This is a genomic window from Micromonospora sp. NBRC 110009, from assembly GCF_030518795.1.
Classification (GTDB): domain Bacteria; phylum Actinomycetota; class Actinomycetes; order Mycobacteriales; family Micromonosporaceae; genus Micromonospora.
The window spans coordinates 3,826,893-3,851,046 of sequence record NZ_CP130427.1; the positions used below are offsets into that span (position 1 = coordinate 3,826,893).

General features: G+C 73.8%; 20 protein-coding genes and 1 pseudogene. 19 read left to right on the forward strand and 2 right to left on the reverse strand.

The window, feature by feature from the left end:
- The first annotated feature begins 22 nt into the window (after positions 1-22).
- From Q2K19_RS18385 to Q2K19_RS18475, 19 genes and pseudogenes are all read left to right on the forward strand, one after another.
- Positions 23-955: an ABC transporter ATP-binding protein gene (locus Q2K19_RS18385; protein WP_302762522.1), complete on the forward strand. Its 933-nt coding sequence runs from the start codon at positions 23-25 to the stop codon at positions 953-955.
- A 951-nt stretch (positions 956-1,906) separates the two neighbouring features.
- A complete protein-coding gene (locus tag Q2K19_RS18390; protein WP_302762523.1) occupies positions 1,907-2,701 on the forward strand; it encodes an ABC transporter permease in 795 nt (264 codons plus the stop codon).
- Between the two features lie 12 nt (positions 2,702-2,713).
- Positions 2,714-3,520: an ABC transporter permease gene (locus Q2K19_RS18395; RefSeq protein WP_302762524.1), complete on the forward strand. Its 807-nt coding sequence runs from the start codon at positions 2,714-2,716 to the stop codon at positions 3,518-3,520.
- A gap of 64 nt (positions 3,521-3,584) precedes the next feature.
- Positions 3,585-4,601, forward strand: coding sequence for a YihY/virulence factor BrkB family protein (locus Q2K19_RS18400; RefSeq protein WP_302762525.1), 1,017 nt, complete (start codon positions 3,585-3,587; stop codon positions 4,599-4,601).
- Between the two features lie 249 nt (positions 4,602-4,850).
- Complete coding sequence (locus tag Q2K19_RS18405; RefSeq protein WP_302762526.1) at positions 4,851-6,029, forward strand: ROK family transcriptional regulator; 1,179 nt, start codon at positions 4,851-4,853, stop codon at positions 6,027-6,029.
- Positions 6,030-6,178: 149 nt separating this feature from the next.
- A complete protein-coding gene (locus Q2K19_RS18410; protein WP_302762527.1) occupies positions 6,179-7,741 on the forward strand; it encodes a sugar ABC transporter ATP-binding protein in 1,563 nt (520 codons plus the stop codon).
- 40 nt (positions 7,742-7,781) lie between these two features.
- The gene (locus Q2K19_RS18415) at positions 7,782-8,888 is read left to right on the forward strand and encodes an ABC transporter permease (protein ID WP_302762528.1); all 1,107 of its coding nucleotides are present in this window, start codon (positions 7,782-7,784) and stop codon (positions 8,886-8,888) included.
- Between the two features lie 92 nt (positions 8,889-8,980).
- Positions 8,981-10,033 (forward strand): substrate-binding domain-containing protein, encoded by a 1,053-nt coding sequence (locus Q2K19_RS18420; RefSeq protein ID WP_302762529.1) that lies wholly within the window; start codon positions 8,981-8,983, stop codon positions 10,031-10,033.
- A 20-nt stretch (positions 10,034-10,053) separates the two neighbouring features.
- Positions 10,054-11,259, forward strand: a complete 1,206-nt coding sequence (locus Q2K19_RS18425) for a Gfo/Idh/MocA family protein (protein WP_302762530.1) — start codon at positions 10,054-10,056, stop codon at positions 11,257-11,259.
- 219 nt (positions 11,260-11,478) lie between these two features.
- Positions 11,479-12,627 (forward strand): inositol-3-phosphate synthase, encoded by a 1,149-nt coding sequence (locus Q2K19_RS18430; RefSeq protein WP_302762531.1) that lies wholly within the window; start codon positions 11,479-11,481, stop codon positions 12,625-12,627.
- Positions 12,624-13,544, forward strand: coding sequence for an SCO3242 family prenyltransferase (locus Q2K19_RS18435; RefSeq protein ID WP_302762532.1), 921 nt, complete (start codon positions 12,624-12,626; stop codon positions 13,542-13,544). The genes Q2K19_RS18430 and Q2K19_RS18435 overlap by 4 nt, the downstream gene beginning before the upstream one ends.
- Positions 13,541-14,395, forward strand: coding sequence for a sugar phosphate isomerase/epimerase family protein (locus Q2K19_RS18440; RefSeq protein WP_302762533.1), 855 nt, complete (start codon positions 13,541-13,543; stop codon positions 14,393-14,395). The genes Q2K19_RS18435 and Q2K19_RS18440 overlap by 4 nt, the downstream gene beginning before the upstream one ends.
- 33 nt (positions 14,396-14,428) lie before the next feature.
- Complete coding sequence (locus Q2K19_RS18445) at positions 14,429-15,049, forward strand: EboA domain-containing protein (RefSeq protein ID WP_302762534.1); 621 nt, start codon at positions 14,429-14,431, stop codon at positions 15,047-15,049.
- A complete protein-coding gene (locus Q2K19_RS18450; protein ID WP_302762535.1) occupies positions 15,049-15,900 on the forward strand; it encodes a TatD family hydrolase in 852 nt (283 codons plus the stop codon). The genes Q2K19_RS18445 and Q2K19_RS18450 overlap by 1 nt, the downstream gene beginning before the upstream one ends.
- The gene (gene eboE / locus Q2K19_RS18455) at positions 15,900-17,087 is read left to right on the forward strand and encodes a metabolite traffic protein EboE (protein ID WP_302762536.1); all 1,188 of its coding nucleotides are present in this window, start codon (positions 15,900-15,902) and stop codon (positions 17,085-17,087) included. The genes Q2K19_RS18450 and eboE overlap by 1 nt, the downstream gene beginning before the upstream one ends.
- A gap of 58 nt (positions 17,088-17,145) precedes the next feature.
- Positions 17,146-18,540 (forward strand): alkaline phosphatase family protein, encoded by a 1,395-nt coding sequence (locus tag Q2K19_RS18460; protein WP_302762537.1) that lies wholly within the window; start codon positions 17,146-17,148, stop codon positions 18,538-18,540.
- Positions 18,537-19,604, forward strand: a complete 1,068-nt coding sequence (locus Q2K19_RS18465) for a polyprenyl synthetase family protein (RefSeq protein ID WP_302762538.1) — start codon at positions 18,537-18,539, stop codon at positions 19,602-19,604. The genes Q2K19_RS18460 and Q2K19_RS18465 overlap by 4 nt, the downstream gene beginning before the upstream one ends.
- A gap of 62 nt (positions 19,605-19,666) precedes the next feature.
- Positions 19,667-20,437 (forward strand): annotated as a pseudogene (locus tag Q2K19_RS18470) (ThuA domain-containing protein); the annotation flags it as partial.
- Between the two features lie 214 nt (positions 20,438-20,651).
- Positions 20,652-21,662: a sugar phosphate isomerase/epimerase family protein gene (locus tag Q2K19_RS18475; protein WP_302762540.1), complete on the forward strand. Its 1,011-nt coding sequence runs from the start codon at positions 20,652-20,654 to the stop codon at positions 21,660-21,662.
- Positions 21,663-21,708: 46 nt separating this feature from the next.
- Here Q2K19_RS18475 and Q2K19_RS18480 read toward each other — a convergent pair whose 3' ends face one another.
- Positions 21,709-22,893, reverse strand: a complete 1,185-nt coding sequence (locus Q2K19_RS18480) for an ROK family transcriptional regulator (RefSeq protein ID WP_302762541.1) — start codon at positions 22,891-22,893, stop codon at positions 21,709-21,711.
- Between the two features lie 106 nt (positions 22,894-22,999).
- The gene (locus Q2K19_RS18485) at positions 23,000-24,073 is read right to left on the reverse strand and encodes a sugar phosphate isomerase/epimerase family protein (RefSeq protein WP_302762542.1); all 1,074 of its coding nucleotides are present in this window, start codon (positions 24,071-24,073) and stop codon (positions 23,000-23,002) included.
- Between the last annotated feature and the right edge of the window lie 81 nt (positions 24,074-24,154).

Genomic DNA, 24,154 nt, shown 5'->3' on the forward strand with positions numbered 1-24,154 from the left:
ACCGGGCGGCTAGGGTCGGCCGGTGACCACTGCTCAACCACTCATCGAGGCGCGCGGGCTGGTGAAGCGGTTCGGCGACTTCACCGCCGTCGACGGCATCGACGTCGAGGTGCGCCCGGGCGAGGCGTTCGGCTTCCTCGGTCCGAACGGCGCGGGCAAGTCGTCCACCATGCGGATGATCGGCTGCATCTCCCCACCCTCCGGCGGCAGCTTGCGCATCCTCGGCATGGACCCGGTCCGCGACGGGCCGGCGATCCGGGCCCGGCTCGGCGTCTGCCCGCAGCTCGACAGCCTCGACCCGGAGCTCACCGTCCGGGAGAACCTCACCACCTATGCCCGCTACTTCGGCATTCCGCGCCGGGTGGCCCGGGAGCGCGCCGCCGAGCTGCTCGACTTCGTCCAGCTCACCGAGCGGGCCGAGAGCAAGGTGGACCCCCTCTCGGGCGGCATGAAGCGCCGGCTGACCATCGCCCGGGCGCTGGTCAACAATCCGGAGATCGTGCTGCTCGACGAGCCCACCACCGGGCTCGACCCGCAGGCTCGGCACCTGGTCTGGGAGCGGCTGTTCCGGCTCAAGCAGCAGGGCGTCACGCTGGTCCTCACCACGCACTACATGGACGAGGCGGAGCAGCTCTGCGACCGGCTGGTGGTGATGGACGGCGGCCGGATCGTGGCCGAGGGGTCGCCGCGCGCCCTCATCGAGCAGCATTCCACTCGGGAGGTGGTGGAGCTGCGCTTCGCCGCCGAGTCGCAGGAGGCGTTCGCCGGCAAGCTCGGCGGGCTGGGGGAGCGGGTCGAGGTGCTGCCCGACCGGATCCTGCTCTATGTGGCCGACGGCGACGCGGCGGTGGCCGAGGTGGCCGCCCGGGGGCTCGTGCCGGCCAGCGTGCTGGTCCGCCGCAGCAGCCTGGAGGACGTCTTCCTGCACCTCACCGGCCGCACGCTGGTCGACTAGTCGCAAGGCGCCGCGGCCGCTCCGGTGCGGCGGCGTCACGCGGAAGTACGAGCGCGGCTTGGAGGCGCTGCGACAGGCCGCCGGTGCCCGGGTGACGAAGCGATCGGCCAGCCCGCGGGCACGGGCGGTAGCGGGGCATCAGCGCATGCCCTCCTCGCCGCGACGCGGCGAAGGCACCCAGCGACCGCCGATTGCCCGCCATTCCTGCGCGCGGGTCAGCCGTCCCGGACGTCCCGGGCCGTCGACCGGGAAGGCCTCCGTCGGGGCGGTCGCCCACGTCGGCGCTCGTGGGGCGTACCCCGGGGGAGCGGGGCGGGCCGTGTCGGGCGGGTCGCCGAGCGGCCGTAACGGCGATCGGGTCCTGTTGCCCCTCCCAGGCGCCAGACCGATGCCCGTCCGTTGACGCAGAGTGACATAGCAGTGGTCGGTGCCGACTTGCACGCAGCGTGATCGGACGGCCCGCCAAGGAACCGGCCACCGTCCGGCCGCTCTGTCCGAGATCGCCGCTGAGCTGCCGAGTTTCCGGCCGGCCGCCGCCGGTCGGCACAACCCCCACACCCACTTTGCTCTGCAGCCACGGACGCACCAGGCATGCAGAGTGGCATGTTGCGTCCGTGGCTGCAGAGCAAAGGGAGCCACACCACCTGTCGTTCGCCGGCGTCCACGTGACGGACTGTGACCGACCGATGTCGGCCGTCCGAGGTGGTGTCCGTCGCCGCCCCGGGGCAGGCCGGACGGACGGTCGTTGGCGATGGTCGGCGAGCCAGGCCCCGACGGGCCCACTCGTCGGCTGAACCGGGGGTCCGAGGGAGCGGCCGTTCCGGCACCGGACGCGGCCCGCCGGGGAAAACCGGCACGACGGTTGCCGGGTGCCCGCCGTAGGGTGGCCGGCGGCCTGTCGTACCCGAGGGGTAGGAAGGCCGGGGTGGGCGGAGAGCGGGGGTGGTCGCGGTGAGCGTGGCGGAGCGGGCCGGGCCGGTGGCGCCGCGGATCCCGGCGGTGGCGGTGCTGGCGCACTACCTGGTCGGCTACCGGCGCACCTGGCGCGCGGGCGTCTTCTCGTCCTTCCTGCTGCCGGTGCTCACCGTGGTCGGCTTCGGGGTCGGCGTCGGGGCGTACGTGGACCGGGGCGTCGGTGGCGTGCCCTATCTGGACTGGCTGGTGCCCGGCCTGATCGCCTCGACCGCACTCCAGGTCGCGGTCGCCGAGTCGACCTGGCCGGTGCACAGCAACTTCAAGTGGATCCGGACCTACCACGCCCAGGTGGCGGCGCCGCTGCGGATCGGCGACATCCTCGCCGGCCACCTCGCCTTCGTGCTGTTCCGGGTGCTCACCAGCACGGCGGCGTTCCTGCTGGTGACGGCCCTGTTCGGGGCGCTCCGGTCACCCTGGGCGGTGACCGTCCTGCCGGTCAGCGTGCTGCTCGGCCTGGCGATCGCCGCGCCGACCTTCGCGTTCAGTGCCGCCGTGCCGAGCGACAGCTACCTGGCCCTGCTGTTCCGCTTCGCGATCATCCCGATGACGCTCTTCGCCGGGGTGTTCTTCCCGGTGGAATCGCTGCCGGGCGGCCTGCGCCAGCTGGCCTACGTCACCCCGCTCTGGCACGCCGTGGACCTCTGCCGGGCCGCCGCGCTGGGCGTCGCGCCGCAGTGGTCGGTCACCGGTCACCTGGTCTACCTCGCCGCCTGGGCCGCCGTCGGCTGGCTGCTGGCCCGGCGGGTGTTCCATCGTTCGCTCGTCGTCTAGGGGAGGGATGTCGTGGTCGGTCTCGTCCTGCCCCGGCTGGTCGGCTCCGCGGGGGTGCGCCGCTCCGCCTCGGTGGCCGAGCGAAACCTCGCCGCGCTGAAGAGCGCGTACTGGCTGGTGCTGCTCTCCGGCTTCCTGGAGCCGGTGCTCTACCTCTTCTCGATCGGTGTCGGGGTGGGCGCGCTGGTCGGCGACCTCACCCTGCCCGGCGGGCAGGTGGTGTCGTACGCGGCGTTCGTGGCGCCGGCCATGCTGGCCTCCTCGGCGATGAGCGGGGCGCTCTCCGAGACCACCTTCAACTTCTTCGGCAAGATGAAGTACATGAAGCTGTACGACGGGGTCATCGCGACTCCGGTGCAGCCGTTCGAGATCGCCCTCGGCGAGCTGGGCTGGGCGATGATCCGGGGCAGCCTCTACTCGGCCGCGTTCCTGATGATCATGGTGGTGATGGACCTGACCACCGCCGCGCGGGCCGTCGTCGCGTTCCCGGCCGCGGTGCTGGTCGGCTTCGCCTTCGGCGCGCTCGGCATGACGGTCTCCACGCTCATGCGCAGCTGGCAGGATTTCGACCTGATGGGGTCGGCCCAGTTCACCCTCTTCCTCTTCTCCGGCACCTTCGTCCCGGCCGAGGCGTACCCGGCCGTGCTGCGGTGGGTGGTCGAGCTGACCCCGCTCTACCGGTCGGTGCACCTGATCCGGGGGATCTCGGTGGCGGCGTCCGGCTGGTCGTGGCTGCTCGACGTGGCCTACCTGGTGGCGCTGACCGCCGGGATGCTGGCGCTGGCCTCCCGGCGGATGGGGAGGTTGCTCTACAAGTAGGTGGTTAAGCGCCCTTCCCGTCGGGGCATGTCGTGGGGACGACACAGACGACGAGGGAGGGGCGATGGCCGCCGACGAGTCTTCCGCTCGCAACGAGCGCGACCGCACCGGGCCGGTCGGGCCGGACGAGGGGCCGGACAGCCCCACCGAGCTACCGGCCACCGGTTGGGTGGCGACGCTCAAGCGCACGGTCCGGGAGTTCCAGGACGACAGCCTGACCGACTGGGCGGCTGCGCTCACCTACTACGGTGTGCTGTCGATCTTCCCGGGCATGCTGGTGCTGGTCTCCGTGCTCGGCCTGCTCGGGGACCGGGCCACCCAGGGGGTCAAGGACACCGTGGACCAGGCGGTTCCGGAGGAGAGCATCCAGAAGATCATCGAGAGCGCCATCGACCAGGCCGGCGCGTCCGGCGGGTTGGCCAGCCTCGCGGCGGTCATCGGTCTGCTGGCCGCGTTCTGGTCCGCCTCGGGCTACGTGGCCGCCTTCATGCGCGCCTCGAACAGCATCTACGACGTGCCGGAGGGACGGCCGATCTGGAAGACCCTGCCGATCCGGCTCGGCGTGACCGCGGTCATCGGCGTGATGCTGCTGGTCAGCGCGGTGATCGTGGTCTTCACCGGTGGGCTCGCCGAGCAGGCGGGCAACGCCATCGGGCTGGGCTCGACGGCCGTCACGGTGTGGAACATCGCCAAGTGGCCGGTGCTGCTGGTGCTGGTCAGCCTGATGTTCGCGATCCTCTACTGGGCCTCGCCGAACGCCCGGCACGGCGGCTTCCGGTGGATCAGCCCCGGCGGGATCCTGGCCGTGGTGATCTGGCTGGTCATCTCGGGCCTGTTCGCCCTCTACGTCGGCAACTTCGCCTCGTACAACAAGACCTACGGCGCGCTCGCCGGTGTGATCGTCTTCCTGGTCTGGCTCTGGCTGAGCAACATCGCCATCCTGCTCGGCGCGGAGTTCGACGCCGAGCTGGAGCGCAGCCGCGCCATCGCGGCCGGGCACCCGGCCGACGAGGAGCCGTACGTCGAGCTGCGCGATGACCGGAAGCTGAAGAAGAAGCGCAACGCCGCCACCCGCCGCTGACCGCCCGGGCCGCCCGGCCCGCCCCGCCGCCTCCGCCGCAGTCGAGCGACGGGGGCGGCGGCGCGCGCTGCGGCAGCGCTCAGCCGAGGAGTTTCCAAGATCCAACACGTGCTTTTGCTCAGATGGACAAAAGTTTGGACTGGATGTGCCGAAGCTATGGACACGTCGCCCCGAAGGCTCCTACTGTGTCGGACACGACACATCGCCGTTGCGTCGGTGTGAACGACTCCGATGCGGAGGTGAGTCCCGGTGCGGACGGTTGACCCCCTGCACGTACGGCTGCTCCGAACGCTCCGCGACGAGGGGGCGGTGTCCCGGGCGGAGCTCGGCGACCGGTTGCAGATGCCCCGCCCCCGCCTCCTCGCCGAGCTGGACCGCCTGGTCGCCCTCGGCTACGTCGCCGAGGCGGGGCTGGCCGCGTCCCGCGGTGGCCGACGCTCCACCCTGGTCGAACTCAGTCCCCACCTGCGCTTCGCCGCGGTCGACCTGGGCGCCAGCTCGATCGACGTCGAGGTGGTGAACGGCCGGCTGGAACCGGTGACCGCCTACACCGAGCCGGCCGACATCCGCTCCGGCCCGAAGGTGACCCTGCAACGGGTCAACGAGCTGCTGCACAAGGCCAAGGTGGACGGGGCGTACGAGCGGCTCGACGCGATCGGCATCGGCGTGCCCGGCCCGGTGAGCTTCCGCGACGGTGTGCCGGTCTCGCCGCCGATCATGCCGGGCTGGGACCGGTTCCCGGTCCGTGAGCTGCTCACCCGCGAGCACGGCTGCCCGGCCGTGGTCGACAACGACGTGAACATCATGGCGATCGGCGAGCGGCACGGTGGCGTCGCCCACTCGGTGGACGACTTCCTCTTCATCAAGATCGGCACCGGCATCGGCTGCGGCATCTACCTCAACGGGGAGGTCTACCGGGGCACCGACGGGTGCGCCGGCGACATCGGCCACATCCAGGTCGACCCGAACGGCCCGATGTGCTCCTGCGGGAACCTCGGCTGCCTGGAGGCGGTGTTCAGCGGCGCCGCGCTGGCCCGGGAGGCCATCGCGGCGGCCCGCGCCGGGGTCTCCCCGGCGCTCGCCGACCGGCTGGCCGCCCGGGGTGCGGTGACCGCGCTGGACGTGGCGCAGGGGGCGGCCGAGGGGGACGTCACCTGCATCCAGCTCATCCGCGACGGCGGCCGGCGGGTCGGCAGCGTGCTGGCCGGGCTGGTCAGCTTCACCAACCCGTCGATGATCGTCATCGGCGGTGGGCTCGCCCAGCTCGGTCACATCCTGCTCGCCGAGATCCGCAGCGTGGTCTACCGCCGCTCGCTGCCGCTGGCCACCGGCAACCTGCCGGTCGTCCTCTCCGAGCTGGGCCCACGGGCCGGTGTCGCCGGTGCCGCGGTGCTCGCCAGCGACCTGGCCTTCGGGGAGGCGTCATGACGGCCCCGGACCCGGTCGGCGGCCCGACCGCCCCGGGGACACCCACGGACCACGGGGGACCGACCGGCCCGGGACGGCGCGGGGCCGGTGACACCGGCCAGGGGGAGCGCGCCGTCCCGGGACCGACCGACCGCAGCGAGGAGGCCGACGTGACGAAGGCACCACTGGTGGAGGCCCCGGCCGACACCGTCGCGGGCGAGGTGGTCCTGCGCCTCACCGACGTGGTCAAGACCTTCCCCGGCGTACGGGCGCTGGACGGCGTGCAGCTCGAGGTGCGGGCCGGCGAGGTGCACTGCCTGCTCGGGCAGAACGGGGCCGGCAAGTCCACCCTGATCAAGGTGCTCTCCGGGGTGCACCGGCCGGACTCCGGGGACGTCGAGTGGCGTGGCGAACCGGCGGCCTTCGCCAACCCGCAGGCCGCGATGCGGGCCGGGATCGCCACCATCTACCAGGAGCTCGACCTGGTCGAGGACCTGTCGGTGGCGGAGAACGCCTTCCTCGGTCACGAGCCGCGTCGGCTCGGATTCGTCCGCCGCGGCCACATGGCCCGGCGTACCCGGCAAATCCTGGCCCGGCTCGGCCACCCGGAGATCCCGCCCGGCCGGCTGGTCCGCCACCTGCCCGCCGCCGGCAAGCAGATCGTCAGCATGGCCCGCGCCCTCTCGCACGAGGCCCGACTGATCATCATGGACGAGCCGAGCGCGGTGCTCGCCCACGACGAGGTGGGCAACCTGTTCCGGATCATCCGGGAGCTCACCGCGCAGGGCATCGCGGTCATCTACATCTCGCACCGGATGGAGGAGATCCGCGAGATCGGCGACCGGGTCACCGTACTCAAGGACGGCCGGACCACCGCGGCGAACCTGCCGGCCCGGGAGACCCCGACCCGCGACCTGGTCGCCCGGATGACCGGCCGGACCATCGAGTACGTCTTCCCGGAGCGCCCGGCCGACGAGACCGCCGGCGCGGAACTGCTGCGGGTCGACGGGTTGACCCGGACCGGCGAGTTCGCCGACGTCTCGCTGACCGTGCGGGCCGGTGAGATCGTCGGCATCGCCGGCCTGGTCGGCTCCGGCCGCTCCGAGCTGCTGGAGACGATCTACGGCGCCCGGCGGGCGAGCGGCGGCACGGTCCGGATGGGCGACCGGATGCTGCGCCCGGGCAGCGTCGGGGCGGCGGTGCGGGCCGGCATGGGGATGGCCCCGGAGGAGCGCAAGAGCCAGGCGCTGCTGCTCGGCGAGCCGATCTACCGCAACGTCACCCTGGCCACCTTCGGCCGCTACGCCCGCCTCGGGTTCACCGACGCCGGGCGGGAACGGGTCGCGGCGGACCGGATCGCCGCCTCGCTGGAGCTGCGCCCCCGGGACGTACGCCGGCCGGTGCGCACCCTCTCCGGCGGCAACCAGCAGAAGGTGGTGGTCGGCCGGTGGCTGCTCGGGGACACCCGGCTGCTGCTGCTCGACGAGCCGACCCGGGGCGTCGACGTCGGTGCCCGGGCCGAGCTGTACCAGGTCATCCGGGAACTCGCCGCGCGGGGCGTCGGGGTGCTGCTGGTCTCCAGCGAGGTGCCCGAGGTGCTCGGCCTGGCCGACCGGGTGCTGGTGATGCGGGAGGGCCGGGTGGTCCGGGAGGCCCCGGCCGGCGAACTCGACGAGAACACCGTGCTCGACCTCGTCATGGCGGGGTCTCTCATGGAAGGCGCGCCGGCATGACCGAGCGATGCGCCCAGATCGACGCGTGGATGGAGGCGGCATGAGCGAGATGACACCCACCGCGGCGCCGGAACGGGCGGCGGGGCTGCCGGCCCAGTCGCCGCCGGTCGACCCGGCCGAGACGGCGAAGGCCGACGCGCTGCGGCTCTCCTGGTGGCGCGGCGACGGCGGGGAGGGCGCCAAGCGCAACCTCGGCCTGCTGGCGACGCTGGTGGTACTGGTCGTCATCGGCATCCTCACCCGACCCGACCTCTACGGCAACGCGAGCTGGGTGTGGGGCAACACGCTCACCATCCTCAAGCTGGCCTCGGTGGTCGGCGTGGTCACCGTCGGGATGACCTTCGTGATCATCGGCGGCGGCATCGACCTCTCGGTCGGCGCGATCGTCGCGCTCGCCGGGGTCTGGTCCACCACGGTCGCCACCCAGAGCTACGGCGCCGGCGGCATGATCTTCAGCGCGCTGGTTGTCGGGCTGGCCGTCGGCGTGGTCAACGGCCTGCTCATCTCGTACGGGCGGCTGGTGCCGTTCATCGCCACGCTGGCCATGATGGTGGCCGCTCGCGGCCTGGCCGCCGAGATCTCCGACAAGCAGACCCAGGTCTCGAACAACCAGTTCATCAACGGCATCGCCAGCACGAACGTGCTCGGCATCCCGCTGCTGGTGTACATCCTGGCCGCGGTGGTGATCGCCGGCTGGGTGCTGCTCAACCGGACCACCTTCGGCCGCCGCACGGTGGCCGTCGGTGGCAACCCGGAGGCGGCCCGGCTCGCCGGCATCAACGTCCGCCGGCACACGCTGCTGCTCTACGCGCTCTCCGGCCTCTGCTGCGGCATCGCCGCGGTCATGCTGACCGCGCAGGCCACCTCCGCCCAGGCGGCGATGGCGAACCTCTACGAGCTGGACGCGATCGCCGCCGCGATCATCGGCGGCACGCTGCTCAGCGGCGGGCGGGGCACCATCATCGGTTCCCTGCTCGGGGTGGTCATCTTCTCCACCATCACCAACCTCTTCGCCATCAACGGCCTCTCCACGGAGGCCCAGAACATGGTCAAGGGCGGCATCATCGTCGCCGCCGTCCTGGTCCAGCAGGTCCAGTTCGGCAGCGTCACCCAGTTCCTCCGCCGCAACCGGGCCACCACCACCTGATTCCACCGCGACACCGGCGGCCACCTCGACAGCGACGGTGGCCGGGCCCAGCACACCCATTTTCACCCCACCACCTCATCCAGGAGGCCGTCATGACAACGCAGGGTCGCGATCTGTCGCGCCGCCGGCTGCTCTTCGGCGGGGCCGCGCTCTCCGCCGGCGTAGTGCTCGCCGGGTGCACCAGCAACGAGCAGGCGCCCACCGCCGCCCAGACCAAGGCCGCCGCGGCCGGCGGCAACAACGATCCCGGCAAGAAGGTGACCATCGGCTTCTCCGCTCCGGCCGCCGACCACGGCTGGATCGCCGCCATCACCAACAACGCCAAGGCGCAGGCCGCGGCGTACTCCGACGTGGAGCTCAAGTCGGTGGAGGCCGGAGCGGACGCGGCGGCCCAGCGCGCGGCGCTGTCCACCCTGATCTCCCAGAAGCCCGACGTGATCGTGCTGCTGCCGCACGACGGCAAGGAGCTCAACGCGTTCGGCCTGGAGGCGATGAAGGCCGGCATCCCGGTGGTCAACCTGGACCGGGCCTTCCCCGACGCGCGGGCCTACCGGCTGCAGATCAAGGGCGACAACTACGGCATGGGGGTGGCCGCCGCCACCTACATCGCCGAGCAGCTCAAGGCCAAGGGCGTCAGCAACCCCGTCATCGGCGAGATCCCCGGCATCGACTCGCTGGAGCTGACCCAGGAACGCTCCAAGGGCTTCGCCGACACCCTCGCCTCCTTCGGCCTCAAGGTGGCCAACCGCCGCCCGGCCGAGTTCACCGCCGACTCGGGCCAGCAGGCCGCCACCGGCCTCTTCCAGGCGCTGCCCAAGATCGACGCGCTCTGGAACCACGACGACGACCAGGGCATCGGGGTCCTCGCCGCGGTCAACCAGGCCAACCGCAAGGAGTTCTTCATGGTCGGCGGTGCCGGCTCGAAGAAGGCCATGGAGGACATCAAGGCCGACAACACCGTCCTGAAGGCGACCGTCACCTACAGCCCGTCGATGGCCTCCTCGGCCATCTCGCTGGCCCGGCTGATCGGCCAGAAGAAGGGCATGTCCGACCTGGTCGAGCTCCAGGTTCCGAAGGAGATCGTGCTGGCCTCGGAGACGATCACCAAGGAGAACGCGAGCGACTACCTGAAGCTCGGGTTCTGACACACGGGGGGAGACCCACCTTGTCCACTCACGACAACGTCCTGCGGGTCGGCATGGTCGGCTACGCGTTCATGGGCGCCGCGCACTCTCAGGCGTGGCGCACCGTGAACCGGGTGTACGACCTGCCGGCGCGGGTGCGGATGGCACTCATCTGCGGCCGGGACGAACCGAAGGTGGCCGAGGCCGCCGACCGGCTCGGCTGGGACGGCCACACCACGGACTGGCGGCGGCTGGTCGAGTCCGACGAGATCGACGTGGTCGACATCTGCACACCGGGTGACAGCCACTGCGAGATCGCCATCGCCGCGCTGGCCGCCGGCAAGCACGTGCTCTGCGAGAAGCCGCTGGCCAACACCGTCGAGGAAGCCCGGCAGATGACCGCCGCCGCCGCCCAGGCCCGCGCCGCCGGGATCCGGGCGATGTGCGGCTTCAACTACCGCCGAGTGCCCGCGGTGACGATGATGCGGCAGCTCATCGCGGACGGGCGGCTCGGGCAGATCCGGCACGTCCGTGCGGTGTACCTGCAGGACTGGATCGTGGACCCGCAGTTCCCGCTGGTCTGGCGGTTGCAGAAGGACAGGGCGGGCTCCGGCGCGCTCGGTGACATCGGCGCGCACATCATCGATCTCACCCAGTACGTCACCGGGCAGCGGATCACCGGGGTCAGCGCGGCGACCGAGACCTTCGTCAAGGAACGGCCGTTGCCGGCCGGGTCGAGCGGCCTGGCCGCGCAGGCCGACGGCAACGGCCGGGCGACGGGCCAGGTCACCGTGGACGACGCGGCGGTCTTCGTGGCCCGGCTCGACGGGGGAGCGCTCGCCACGTACGAGGCGAGCCGGTTCGCCACCGGCCGCAAGAACGCGCTCCGGGTCGAGATCAACGGGTCGCTCGGCACCGTGGTGTTCGACCTGGAACGCCTCAACGAGCTGGAGTACTACGACGCCACCCGGCCGGCCGCCGAGCAGGGCTTCACCCGGATCCTGGTGACCGAGGCGGAGCACCCGTACATGTCGGCCTGGTGGCCGCCCGGCCACATCATCGGCTACGAGCACTCCTTCACCCACCAGATGCGCGACTTCGTCGAGGCGGTCGCCACCGGCACCGACCCGGCGCCGTCGTTCGCCGACGCGTTGCAGGTCCAGCTCGTGCTCGACGCGGTGACCCGGTCGGCGGAGCTGGCCGCCTGGACGGAGGTGGAGCCCGCGCTGGCCGAAGTGGCCGCCTGATCCGACGCGGCGCCGCCCGGCGCCGCCCGACGAGGCTTCCCGGAGCCGACCGGCGAGGGCCGCCGTGGTTGCGCCCCACGGCGGGAACGAGGTCGACTCCAGGGAGCGTGCCACCGGAAACTCCGGCACGGCACGACCAGCACGGCCGTCCGGTGCGGCCGGACCGGGATTCCCCGGCCGCACCGGCGGACCGGCCCGACGACCTGGGGAGGGACCACGATGCGTACGGGTGTCTGGCTGGTGGGAGCGCGCGGCTCCGTCGCGACCACCAGCATCGTCGGGGCGTTGGCCCTGCGGGCCGGGCTCACCGACCCGACCGGCTGCGTCACCGAACTGCCGGAGCTGCGGGGACCGGCCCTGCCGGCCTTCGCCGACCTCGTGTTCGGCGGCCACGACGTGGTGGCGTGCCCGCTCGTCAAGCGGGCCGAGGCGCTCGCCGCCGCCGGGGTGCTCCCCGGCCGGCTGGTGGACGCCCTCACCGCGGACCTGGCCGGCGTCGAGGAGGCGCTGCGTCCCGCCCCGACCGGCGGCACCGAGGCCGAGCGGGTCGACGCCGTGGTCCGCGACCTGACCGACTTCCGGGAGCGGCACCGGCTGGACCGGGTGGTGGTGGTCAACGTCTCCGCCACCGAACCGGTCGCCGCCGCGCACCCGGCCCACCAGGACCTCGCCGCGCTGCGCGCGGCGCTGGCCGGCCCCGCCGAGGTGCTGCCGGCCAGCTCGCGCTACGCGTACGCGGCCTTCACCGCCGGCTGCCCGTACGTCGACTTCACCCCGTCCACCGGGGCCCGGCTGCCCGCGCTGGCGGCGCTGGCCGCCGAAGCCGGCCTGCCGTACGCCGGGCATGACGGCAAGACCGGGGAGACCCTGGTCAAGTCCGTGCTCGCGCCGATGTTCGCGATGCGGCACCTGGCCGTGCGCTCCTGGTCCGGGGTGAACCTGCTCGGCGGCGGGGACGGCGCCACGCTCGCCGAGCCCGCCGCCAACGCGGCCAAGGTGGCCAGCAAGCAGCGGGTGCTCGGGGAGACCCTCGGCTACGTCCCGCAGGGCGACACCCGGATCGACCACGTGGAGGAGCTGGGCGACTTCAAGACCGCCTGGGACCTGGTCACCTTCGCCGGCTTCCTCGGCACCGGGATGCGGATGGAGTTCACCTGGCACGGCTGCGACTCGGCCCTCGCCGCCCCGCTGGTGCTCGACCTGGCCCGGCTCACCGCCGCCGCGCACGCCGCCGGCCGCCGCGGCCCCCTGACCGAGCTGGCCTTCTTCTTCAAGGACGGCATCGACGCGCCCACCCACGCGCTGGCCGAACAGTGGACCCTGCTCCGCGAGTTCGTGGCCGGGCTGCACGCCGGGGAGCGCCGATGACCCGCATGGGCGACCTCGCCGAGCTGGTCCGGGCGCCCGCCGCGCTCTCCGTACCGGGGGACGTGCTCGCCGGCGCGGCGGCGGCCGGCGCGCTGGGCCGGCGTACGCCCGCGCTGGCCGGGGCGTCGGTGCTGCTCTACTGGGCCGGCATGGCCGGCAACGACTGGGCCGACCGGCGGCTGGACGCGGTGGAGCGTCCCGAGCGGCCGATCCCGTCCGGCCGGGTCCGCCCGGCCGCCGCGTTCGGCGTCGCCGCCGGCCTGACCGCCGCTGGGCTGGCCCTCGCCACCGCCGCCGGGGGCCGGCGGGCCGCCGCCGTCGCCGTCCCGCTCGCCGCCGCGATCTGGGGATACGACCTGGTGGCCAAGGACACCGCCGCCGGTCCCGCCGTGATGGCCGCCTGCCGGGGCCTCGACGTGCTGCTCGGTGCGACCACCGCCGGCCCAACGCCGCGCCGATCCGGCGCGTCCGGTCCGTCCGGGCGCCGGAGCTCCCCGGCGGTCGCCGCCCGGTCCGCCGGGCTGGTCCGGGCGCTGCCGGCGGCGCTGACCGTCGCCGCGCACACCTGGACCGTCACCGCGCTCTCCCGGCGCGAGGTCTCCGGCGCGGACCGCCGGCTGCCCCGGGCCACCCTGGCCGGCACCGCCCTGGTCGCCGCCACCGCGCTGGGCCGCGCCGACCCGATTCCGGTCGCGCTCGCCGCCGGCTACGCCACCCGCTACGGGTCAGCGCAGGCCCGGGTGCTGGCCGACCCGTCGCCGCCCCGGGTACGCGCCGCCGTCGGCGCGGGCATCACCGGGCTGCCCGCGTTGCAGGGCGCGCTGACCGCCCGGGCCGGTGCCCGGCTGCTCGGCCTCGCCGTCGCCGCCGCCGCGCCGGTCGGCCGCCGCCTGGCCCGACTGATCTCACCGACATGACCGGCCAGGCGGCGGAGCTGCGGTTCGGGTACGGGACCAACGGGTTCGCCAACCACCGGCTCGACGACGCGCTCGCCGTCCTCGCCGACCTCGGCTACCGGGGGGTGGCCCTCACCCTGGACCACGACCACCTGGACCCGTTCACGCCGGACCTGCCCCGCCGGGTGGCCGCGGTGCAGCGCCGGCTGGCCGCGCTCGGCCTGGCCGTGGTGGTCGAGACCGGGGCCCGCTACCTGCTCGACCCGTGGCACAAGCATGCCCCGACGCTGCTGCACGACGATCCGGCGCTGCGCGTCGAGTTCCTCCGCCGGGCCGTCCGGATCGGCGCGGACCTGGGCGCCGAGGCGGTCTCGTTCTGGGCCGGCGTACGCCCGCCCGAGGTGCCGGGGTCCGTCGCCTGGGAGCGGCTCGTCGCCGGCTGCGCCACGGTCTGTGCCGAGGCCGAGGCGGCCGGCGTGCCGCTCGGCTTCGAGCCGGAGCCGGGGATGCTGGTCGAGGACATCGCCGGCTGGCGGCGGCTGCGGGACGCGCTGGGCGCGCCGTCCGGCTTCGGCATCACCCTCGACATCGGACACTGCCGGTGCCTGGAGCCCGATCCGGTGCCGGACTGCGTCGCGGCGGTCGCCGACCACCTGGTCAACGTGCAGATCGACGACATGCGCCGGGGCGTGCACGAGCACCTGGAGTTCGGCACCGGCGAGATCGACTTCCCGCCGGTGCTGCGCGCCCTCGCCGACGCCGGCTACCGCGGCCTGGTGGCCGTGGAGCTGCCCCGGCACTCGCACGCCGCGCCGGCGGTCGCCGCCCGCTCGCTCGACTTCCTGCGCATCGCCGCCAAAGGCGGTGGCTGACCACCTGCCACCCGGCTCAGAGGGGAGACGCCAGTGACACCCGACCGACTGCGCGCCGCGTTGCGGGGCGTACCCGATCCGCAGTGGCTGGACGCGGCGCTGCGCCGCGTCGCCACCGAACCCACGGCGATCCCGCGGCTGTTCGCCATCGCCGCCCGGCGGTGCGGCCGGGCACCGCTGCCCGACCCGCCCGGCTGGACGGCCGACGAGGCCGCCCGGGCGCTGCTGCTCACCGCCCTGCCCGGCGACCACGCGGCGGTGGCCGACGCCCTCTACCGGCAGGGCGACGCCGCCGAGAAGCGGGCCGTGCTCCGCGCGCTGCCGCTGCTGCCGATCGGCGCCGAGTGTGTGCCGCTGCTGCACGACGCGATCCGCACCAACGACACCCGGCTGATCGCCGCCGCCCTCGGCCCCTACGCCCGGCACCTGGAACAGGCGGCCTGGCGGCAGGCCGTGCTCAAGTGCGTCTTCACCGGCGTACCGCTGGCCGTCGTCGACGACCTGGCCGGCCGGGCGGACGGCGAGCTGGCGGCGATGCTGGCCGCGCTCGCCGCCGAACGGCACGCGGCGGGCCGGACCATGCCCGCCGACGCCACCGACCTGCTCGACCGGCTCGGCGCCGGCTCGCACTCCACCACCGCCAGGGAGGCGTGATGCGCATCTTCGACCCGCACATCCACATGACGTCCCGGACCACGGACGACTACGAGCGGATGGCCGCCGCCGGGGTACGCGCCGTGGTGGAGCCGGCGTTCTGGCTCGGCCAGCCGCGCACCAGCGTCGACTCGTTCGTCGACTACTTTGACTCGCTGGTCGGCTGGGAGCCGTTCCGGGCCGGGCAGTTCGGCGTCCGGCACCACGCCACCGTGGCGCTGAACCCGAAGGAGGCCAACGACCCGCGCTGCCGCCCGGTGCTGGATGTGCTCCCGCGCTACCTGGACAAGGACGGCGTGGTCGCGGTCGGCGAGATCGGCTACGACTCGATGACCCCGGCCGAGGACGCCGCGTTCGCCGGGCAGCTCGCCCTCGCCGTCGCGCACGACCTGCCCGCCCTGGTGCACACCCCGCACCGGGACAAGGCCCGGGGGGTCGAGCGCAGCCTGGCGGTGGTCGCCGAGTCCGGCATCGACCCCGGCCGGGTGCTGGTCGACCACCTCAACGAGGTCACCGTGAAGCTGGTCCGGGACACCGGCTGCTGGCTGGGCTTCTCCATCTACCCGGAGACGAAGATGTCGCCGCCGCGGATGGTCGAGCTGCTGAAGACGTACGGGACCGAGCGGATGCTGGTCAACTCGGCCGCCGACTGGGGACGCTCCGACCCGCTCCTGACCCGGGCCACCGGCGAGGCGATGCTGCTCGCCGGGTTCACCGAGGACGACGTCGACCGGGTGCTGTGGCGCAACCCGGTGGAGTTCTACGGCCAGTCCGGCCGGCTCGACCTCACCGACCTGGACTCCGTGGCCCCCACCTTCGCCGGCAACTCCATCCTGCGCGGGGGCGAGTGATGCGGTTCCGGCACGCGGACGGCAGCAACGTCCACCTCGGCTACTGCACCAACGTCCACCCGGCCGAGGACCTGGCCGGGGTCCTCGCCCAGCTCGACACGTACGCCGTCGGCGTCCGGCGGGCGCTCGGCGCCGACCGGCTGGGGCTGGGGCTCTGGCTGGCCGCCCCGGTCGCCGCCGAACTGGCCGCCGACCCGGCGGCCCGCCGCCGGCTCCGGCAGGAGCTGACCGTACGCGGGCTTGAGGTGGTCACCCTCAACGGCTTCCCGTACGCGGCCTTCCAGGCGCCGGTGGTGAAGGGCGCGGTCTACCACCCGGACTGGACCACCCCGGAGCGGCTCGGGTACACGCTGAACCTGGCCCGGGTGCTGGCCGACCTGCTCCCCGACGACGCGGCCCGCGGCTCGGTCTCCACCCTGCCGCTGGCCTGGCGGACCCCGTGGGACGCCGACCGGGCCGACGCCGCCCGGCGCCGCCTCGACGAGCTGGCCGCCGGGCTCGCCGCGGTGGAGCGGGAGACGGGCCGGACCGTCCGGGTCGGCTTCGAACCGGAACCGGGCTGTCTGGTGGAGTCGACCAGACAGGCCCGCGAGGTATTGTCGGCCATGGATACCGACCGGCTCGGGATCTGCCTCGATCTGGCGCACCTCGCCTGCGCCTGGGAGGAGCCGGTCGAGGCGCTGGGCCGGCTCCGGGACGCCGGGCTGCCGGTGGTCAAGGTGCAGGTCTCCGCCGCCGTCGAGGCCAGCGACCCGGCCGGCTCGGCCGAGGCGCTGCGCCGCTGGGTCGAGCCGCGCTTCCTGCATCAGACCCGGGCCGCCGGCTGCGCCGGCGCCGCCGACCCGGCCGACCCGGCGTACGCGGCCGACGACCTGGACGTCGCCCTCGACGCGCGGCTGCCCGGGGCGTGGCGGGTGCACTACCACGTGCCGCTGCACGCCCCGCCCGAGCCGCCGCTGCGCTCGACCATGCCGGTGCTGCGGGCCGCCCTCGCCGCGCTCTTCGCCGGGCCGGTGGCCGGCTGCGACCACCTCGACGTCGAGACGTACACCTGGGGGGTGCTGCCGGAGGCGCGGCGGCCGCGCACCGACGCGGAGCTGGCCACCGGCATCGCCGCCGAACTGGCCGTCGCCCGCGACGAGCTGCTCGCGCTCGGACTGGCCGCACCGGCGGGGGTGGTGGCGTGAGCGCGAGGAGTGAGCCGGGTTGGCGAGCCCCGCAGTCGCGAACGAAGGAGGGTGCCGCATGAGCAAGCGCCTCGTGGTGCTGGACGTGGTGGGCCTGACCCCGCGGCTGCTGGCGCACATGCCCCGGCTGCGCGCGGTCGCCCAGGCCGGCTTCCAGGCCGAGCTGGGCACCGTGCTGCCCGCGGTGACCTGCTCGGTGCAGTCCACCTTCCTCACCGGCGAACCGCCGTCGGGCCACGGCATCGTCGGCAACGGCTGGTACTTCCGCGACCTCGGCGAGGTGCTGCTCTGGCGGCAGCACAACGCGCTGGTCGGCGGGGAGAAGCTGTGGCAGGCGGCCCGCCGGGTCGAGCCCGGCTACCGGGTCGCCAACGTCTGCTGGTGGTACGCGATGGGCGCCGACGTGGACTGGACGGTCACCCCGCGCCCGATCTACTACGCCGACGGGCGCAAGGAGCCGGACTGCTGGACCGACCCGCCCGAGCTGCACGACGAGCTCACCGGCGCGCTCGGCACCTTCCCGCTCTTCACCTACTGGGGGCCGGGCGCCGGGCTGCCCTCGTCGGCCTGGATCTGCCGGGCCGCGGAGCAGATCCTGGCCGATCACGCGCCGGACCTCACCCTGGTCTACGTCCCGCACCTCGACTACGACCTGCAACGGTTCGGCCCGTCCTCGCCGCAGGCCGCCGCCGCGGCGGCCGAGCTGGACGGGGTGCTCGGGCCGCTGCTGGACGCCGCCCGGGAACGGGACGCCACCGTGGTGGCGCTGTCGGAGTACGGCATCACCGACGTCTCCCGCCCGGTCGACGTCAACCGGCTGCTGCGTGCGGAAGGGCTGCTGCGGGTCTACACGCAGGACGGGATGGAGTACCTGGACCCGTGGACCTCCCGCGCCTTCGCCGTGGCCGACCACCAGGTCGCGCACGTCTACGTCAAGGACCCGGCCGACGTGCCGGCGGTGGCGAAGCTCTGCGCGGCCCTGCCCGGGGTGGCCGAGGTGCTGGACGCCGCCGGCCAGGCCGGCTACGGGCTGGACCACGAGCGTTCCGGTGAGCTGGTGCTGGTGGCCGAGCCGGACGCCTGGTTCACCTACTACTACTGGCTGGACGACGGCCGCGCGCCCGACTTCGCCCGGCTGGTGGAGATCCATCGCAAGCCCGGCTACGACCCTGCGGAGCTCTTCTTCGACCCGGCCGCCCCGGTCGCGGCGAAGCGCCGGGCCGCGGTGGCGCTGGCCCGCAAGAAGCTCGGGATGCGCTACCTGATGAGCGTGGTCGGGCTGGACGCCGGGGCGCGGGCCGTGCGCGGCTCGCACGGCCGGCTGCCCGCCGACCCGGCGGACGGGCCGGTGCTGCTCTGTTCCGACCCGGCCGCGGCCCGGGACCGGGTCGCCGCGACCGACGTGAAGGGTCTGCTGCTGCAGCTGGCCGGATTGGCCCGGGAGGCGCCGTGACCCTTGCCGTCGCACCGACCGACCCGGCCCTGCTGCGGGACCGCTTCGACGCCGCGCTCGCCGCGTTCCTGCGCGGGCGGCGGCCGGGTCGGTCGGACGACGGTACGGGGGACGTCCACGCCGTGCTGCGCCGGTTCGTGCTGGCCGGTGGCAAGCGGCTGCGGCCCCTCTTCTGCTACTGGGGCTGGCGTGGCTTCGGCGGCCCGGACGGGCAGCCGATCGTGGTCGCGGCGGCGGCACTGGAGCTGTTCCACGCCTTCGCCCTGATCCACGACGACATCCTGGACCGCAGCGAGCTGCGGCGCGGCCGGCCCTCGGTGCACCGGATCTTCGCCGACCTGCACGCCCGCTCCGGCTGGCGCGGTGACCCCGAGGCGTACGGCCGGGACGCCGCCCTGCTCTGCGGCGACCTCTGCGTCGCCTGGTCGGGGGAGATGTTCCACGGTTGCGGGCTGGAACCCGCGCGGGTCCGGCCCGGCCTCGCCGTCTTCGCCCGGATGCGGGCGGAGGTGATCGCGGGGGAGTACCTGGACGTGGTCTCGGCGCTCGGCGACGGCTCGGTGGCCACCGCGCTGGCGGTGATCCGGATGAAGACCGCCCGCTACACGGTGACCCGCCCGTTGCAGGTCGGTGCGGCGCTGGCCGGCGCCGCCCCGGCCGACGTGGACGCCCTCACCGCCTTCGGCGACCCGCTCGGGGACGCCTTCCAGCTCCGCGACGACCTGCTCGGGGTCTTCGGCGACCCGGCGGTGACCGGCAAGTCGAACCTGGACGACCTGCGCGAGGGGAAGCCGACGGTGCTGATGGCGCTGGCCCGGGAGTCCGCCGACCCGGTCCGGGCGGCGCGGCTGCGCGCGCTGGTCGGCCGGCCCGCCCTGGACGAGGCCGGCGCCGCCGAGGTCCGCGGGATCGTCGAGGCGGTCGGCGCCCGCGCCGCGGTCGAGGGGATGATCCGGGCCCGCGCCGACGCCGCCCTGGCCGCGTTGGACCGGCTCCCGCTGGCCGGGCCGGCGCGAGCCGCCCTGGCCGACCTGGCCGCCCGCGCGATCGACCGCAGCCGGTGACCTGACGGGAGGGGACGCGGTCACGCCTCGCGTTGGCCCCTCCCACCAGCAAGGAGAGCGACATGCGGAAAGTCCTCCGAACGGTCCTCGGCGCGGCGGCCGCCGTTTCCGCCACCCTCGCCTGCACCAGCCAGGACATCCCGGCCGACGCCGACGACGACCCCTACGACGTGCTGATCTTCACCAGGACCACCGGCTTCCGGCACGACTCGATCCCGGCCGGCATCCAGGCCGTCCGCGAACTCGGCGCGGCGAACAACTTCACCGTCACCGCCACCGAGGACGCCGCGCAGTTCACCACCGCCAACCTGGCCCGGTACGAGGCGGTGGTCTTCCTCAACACCACCGGCGACGTGCTCGGCCCGGCCCAGCAGGCCGCGTTCGAGGCGTACATCGGTGCCGGCGGCGGCTTCGTGGGCGTGCACTCGGCGGCCGACACCGAGTACGACTGGCCCTTCTACGGCCACCTGGTGGGCGCGCGGTTCGCCGCCCACCCGGCGATCCAACAGGCGACCGTGACGGTGGAGGACCGCACGCACCCCGCCACCGCGCACCTGCCGCAGACCTGGACCCGCACCGACGAGTGGTACGACTACCGCACCAACCCCCGCTCCTCGGCACACGTGCTGGCCAGCCTGGACGAGTCGTCGTACGTCGGCGGCGCGATGGGCGGTGACCACCCGTTCGCCTGGTGCAGGGCGTACGCCGGCGGGCGCTCCTTCTACACCGGCGGCGGGCACACCCAGGCGTCCTACGCCGATCCCGCGTTCCGCGCCCACCTGCTCGGCGGCATCCGGTACGCGGCCGCCCGGGCCCGGGCCGACTGCGGTCCGTAGACCGCGTCGTGCTGTGCCGGCCTTCCGCGCCGGCTCCAGCCCGCCTAGAGTGAGGGCGGCGACCGCGAGGTGGCCGGTGACCCGACGGGAGGCGCAACCCGTCGGGCCCAGGCGCGACCGCGCCCACCGGTGCTCCGTCGGGTCGCCCGCACCCGGTCGTCCCTCGCCCCGGTCGCTACGGAATCCCCCATCACGACAGGGGAGAAGGACAATGGCGCGACCCATCACGCTCTTCACCGGCCAGTGGGCCGATCTTCCGTTCGACGAGGTCTGCCGGCTCGCCGCCGAGTGGGGGTACGACGGCCTGGAGATCGCCTGCTGGGGCGACCACTTCGAGGTCGACAAGGCGCTCGCCGACGACTCGTACGTGGACCGGAAGCGGGCCACCCTCGCCAAGCACAACCTCCAGGTCTTCGCCATCTCCAACCACCTGGTCGGCCAGGCGGTCTGCGACCACCCGATCGACGAGCGGCACCAGGACATCCTCCCGGCCCGGATCTGGGGCGACGGCGAGCCGGAGGGCGTACGCCGCCGCGCCGCCGAGGAGATGAAGGACACCGCGCGGGCGGCGGCGAAGCTCGGGGTGAAGACGGTGATCGGCTTCACCGGCTCGTCGATCTGGCACACCCTGGCGATGTTCCCGCCGGTGCCGCCGGCCATGATCGAGCGCGGCTACCAGGACTTCGCCGACCGGTGGAACCCGATCCTCGACGTCTTCGACGAGGTGGGGGTCCGGTTCGCCCACGAGGTGCACCCGAGCGAGATCGCCTACGACTACTGGACCACCAAGCGGACGCTGGAGGCGATCGGCCACCGGCCCGCCTTCGGGCTGAACTGGGACCCCTCGCACTTCGTCTGGCAGGAGCTGGACCCGGTCAACTTCATCTTCGACTTCGCCGACCGGATCTACCACGTCGACTGCAAGGACGCGAAGGTCCGCACCGGTGACGGCCGCCGTGGCCGGCTCTCCTCCCACCTGCCCTGGGCGGACCTGCGCCGCGGCTGGGACTTCGTCTCCACCGGCCACGGCGACGTGCCGTGGGAGGACTGCTTCCGCGCGTTGAACGCGATCGGCTACACCGGCCCGATCTCCATCGAGTGGGAGGACGCCGGCATGGACCGGCTGGTCGGCGCGCCCGAGGCGCTCCAGTTCGTCCGCCGGCTCGCCTTCGACGCCCCCGCCGCGGCCTTCGACGCCGCGTTCAGCAGCAGCCGCGACTGACCCGTCGTGCCCCGGGGGCCGGCCGCGCCGGGCCCCGGGGCGCAGCTCAGCAGGCCGCGAAGACCTGGTCGCTGACCAGGCGCGCCGCGCCGACCAGGCCGGCCCGGTCGTCCAGGTCGGAGAGGACGATCGGCATGCTGCCGGTGGCCAGCGGGGTCGAACGCCGGTAGACCACGCCGCGGATCTCGGCGAGCAGGACCGGCCCGATGCCGGGCGCCGCGCCACCGATGATCACGATGGCCGGGTTGACGAAGCTGACCAGACCGACCAGCACCTGGCCGAGCCGGCGGGCGGCGTCGCGGACCAGGGTCTGCGCGGTCGGGTCGCCCTCGGTCGCCGCCCCGGCGACGTCGGCCATGGTCAGCGTGCCGTCCCCGGCCAGTCGCTCGGCGAGCGCCGTCGAGCGCCCGCTCCGGGCGGCGGTCACCGCCTCCCGCACCAGGGCCGGATCCGCGCAGTACGCCTCGACGCAGCCGCTGTTGCCGCAGACGCAGAGCGGCCCGTCCTCGGCGAGCTGGAGGTGGCCGATGTCGCCGGCCCCGCTGGCCGCGCCCCGGTACAGGGCCCCGCCGAGCACCAGCCCGCAGCCGACCGCGCTGCCCAGCTTGACGTAGAGGAAGTCGTCGAACGGCCGGCCGGTGCCGGCGTGCCGCTCGCCGAGCGCCATCACGTTGGCGTCGTTGTCGACCTGCACCGGGCAGCCCAGGTCGGCGGCGATGGTGTCGCGGACCGGGAACCGGTGCCAGCCGGGCAGGGCGGGCGGGGAGACCGGGGCGCCGTCGCGGACCGCGACCGGCGCCGGCAGGGCCACCCCCACCCCGGTGAACCGGGCCAGGCCCGCCTCGGCCCGCAGCTTGCCGAGCCGCTCCACCGCGCGGCCCACCACCGCCTCGGGGCCCAGCCGCACGTCGACCGGCTCCCGGTGCCGGCTGAGCACGGTCAGCTCCCCGTCGGTGAGCGCGACGTCGAGCTGCCCGTCGCCGACCACCACCGCGCCGAAGCGGACCTGCCCGGCGATCCGGAGCAGGGACGACCGTCGACCGCCCCGGGACGCGGCCGGCCCGGCGCCCTCCACCAGACCCTGCGCGGTCAGCCGCTCCACCTCGGCGGTGAACCGGGCTCGGGGCAGGCCCAGGGCGTCGGCCAGTTCCACCCGCGAGCGCGGGCCGTCGTCCCGCAGCAGGCGGAGCAGCCGCGCCTGGTCCGCGTTCTCCGGTCCGATCATGGTCATCGCGATCACCTCCCCTCGAATGTGCCACACGAGTGTCACCATCGCGTGACGCGAGGGGGCCGCACCCGGTTTCCCGGATGCGGCCCCGGCGTGCTGGGGGTTCGGGTCAGCCCCGCAGGCTCGCCATGTGCTGGTAGCTGATCTCCGCGAAGCGCAGCGACCGGCCCGGGTCGGCGCTGCCACCGGGCGCGGTGTCCTGCTCCCACATCGGGTTGTGGTAGCCCTTGGCGCCCATGTTGGCGAAGAAGCCGCCGTAGTCGATGTCGCCCTGGCCGAGCGGCACCATGTCGTACCCGTTGGTGGTGCTCGTGTTGATCTTGCCGTCCTTGGCGTGGAACAGCGGGAACCGGATCGGCTGGGCGGCGACCACGGCCAGCGGGTCGAAGATGCTGGTCTGGGTCACCCCGTCCGGGTCGGTGTAGCTGCGGTAGCGGTACTGGGCCACGTGCGCCCAGTAGATGTCCATCTCGAACCAGACCCACTCCGGGTTGGTCCGTGCGATGAAGTACTCCAGCTTGCGGACGCCGGAGGACCGGGTCGGGCGGCCCTGCGCGTCCAGCGGCCCGCTGTCCAGCAGGAAGTTGTACGCCGCGTCGTGGTTGTGCGTGTAGAGCTTCAGGCCCCGGGCGGCGGCCATCTGGCCGAAGGTGTTCCACCGGTCGACCGCGGCGTCCCAGTCGGCCTGGTAGTTGCTGCCGGTCGGGTCGCTGCCGGTGCCGATGTGGGTCATGCCGAGGATCTCGGCGGTGTCCAGGGTCTGCTCGAACTGGGCGATGGTGTCCGGGGTGACCGTGCCCGGGACCGAGGCGTGCGAGCCGTTGGCGCGCAGCCCGTTGTCGTCCAGGATCTTGCGAATCTCCTGCGGGGTGATCTGCCGGCCGAGGATCGAGGTGTGCTGGGTGTACCCGGCGAACTCGACCTCCTGGTAGCCGATCTCGGCGAGCCGGGCGAGCACCCGCTCGAACCCGAACGGCACGCCGGTGGCGTCGGGGGCGGCGCTGATCCGGTCGCGGACGCTGTAGAGGATGATGCCCCGCTTGCCGGTCGGGACGAGCAGACCGTTGCCGGCGAAGGCGGCCGACGGGGCGAAGCCGGCGGCGCCGACGGCGACGGCGCCCGCCGCGCCGGCGATGGTGCCGAGCATCCGGCGACGGCTCATCCCATGCGATGTGTCGTTCATGTCCTGACTGCCTTTCTCACGGTGCTGGACGGTGTGGGAGGTGGCGGGGTGGGGCCGCCGCCGGGGCGGCGACCCACCCCC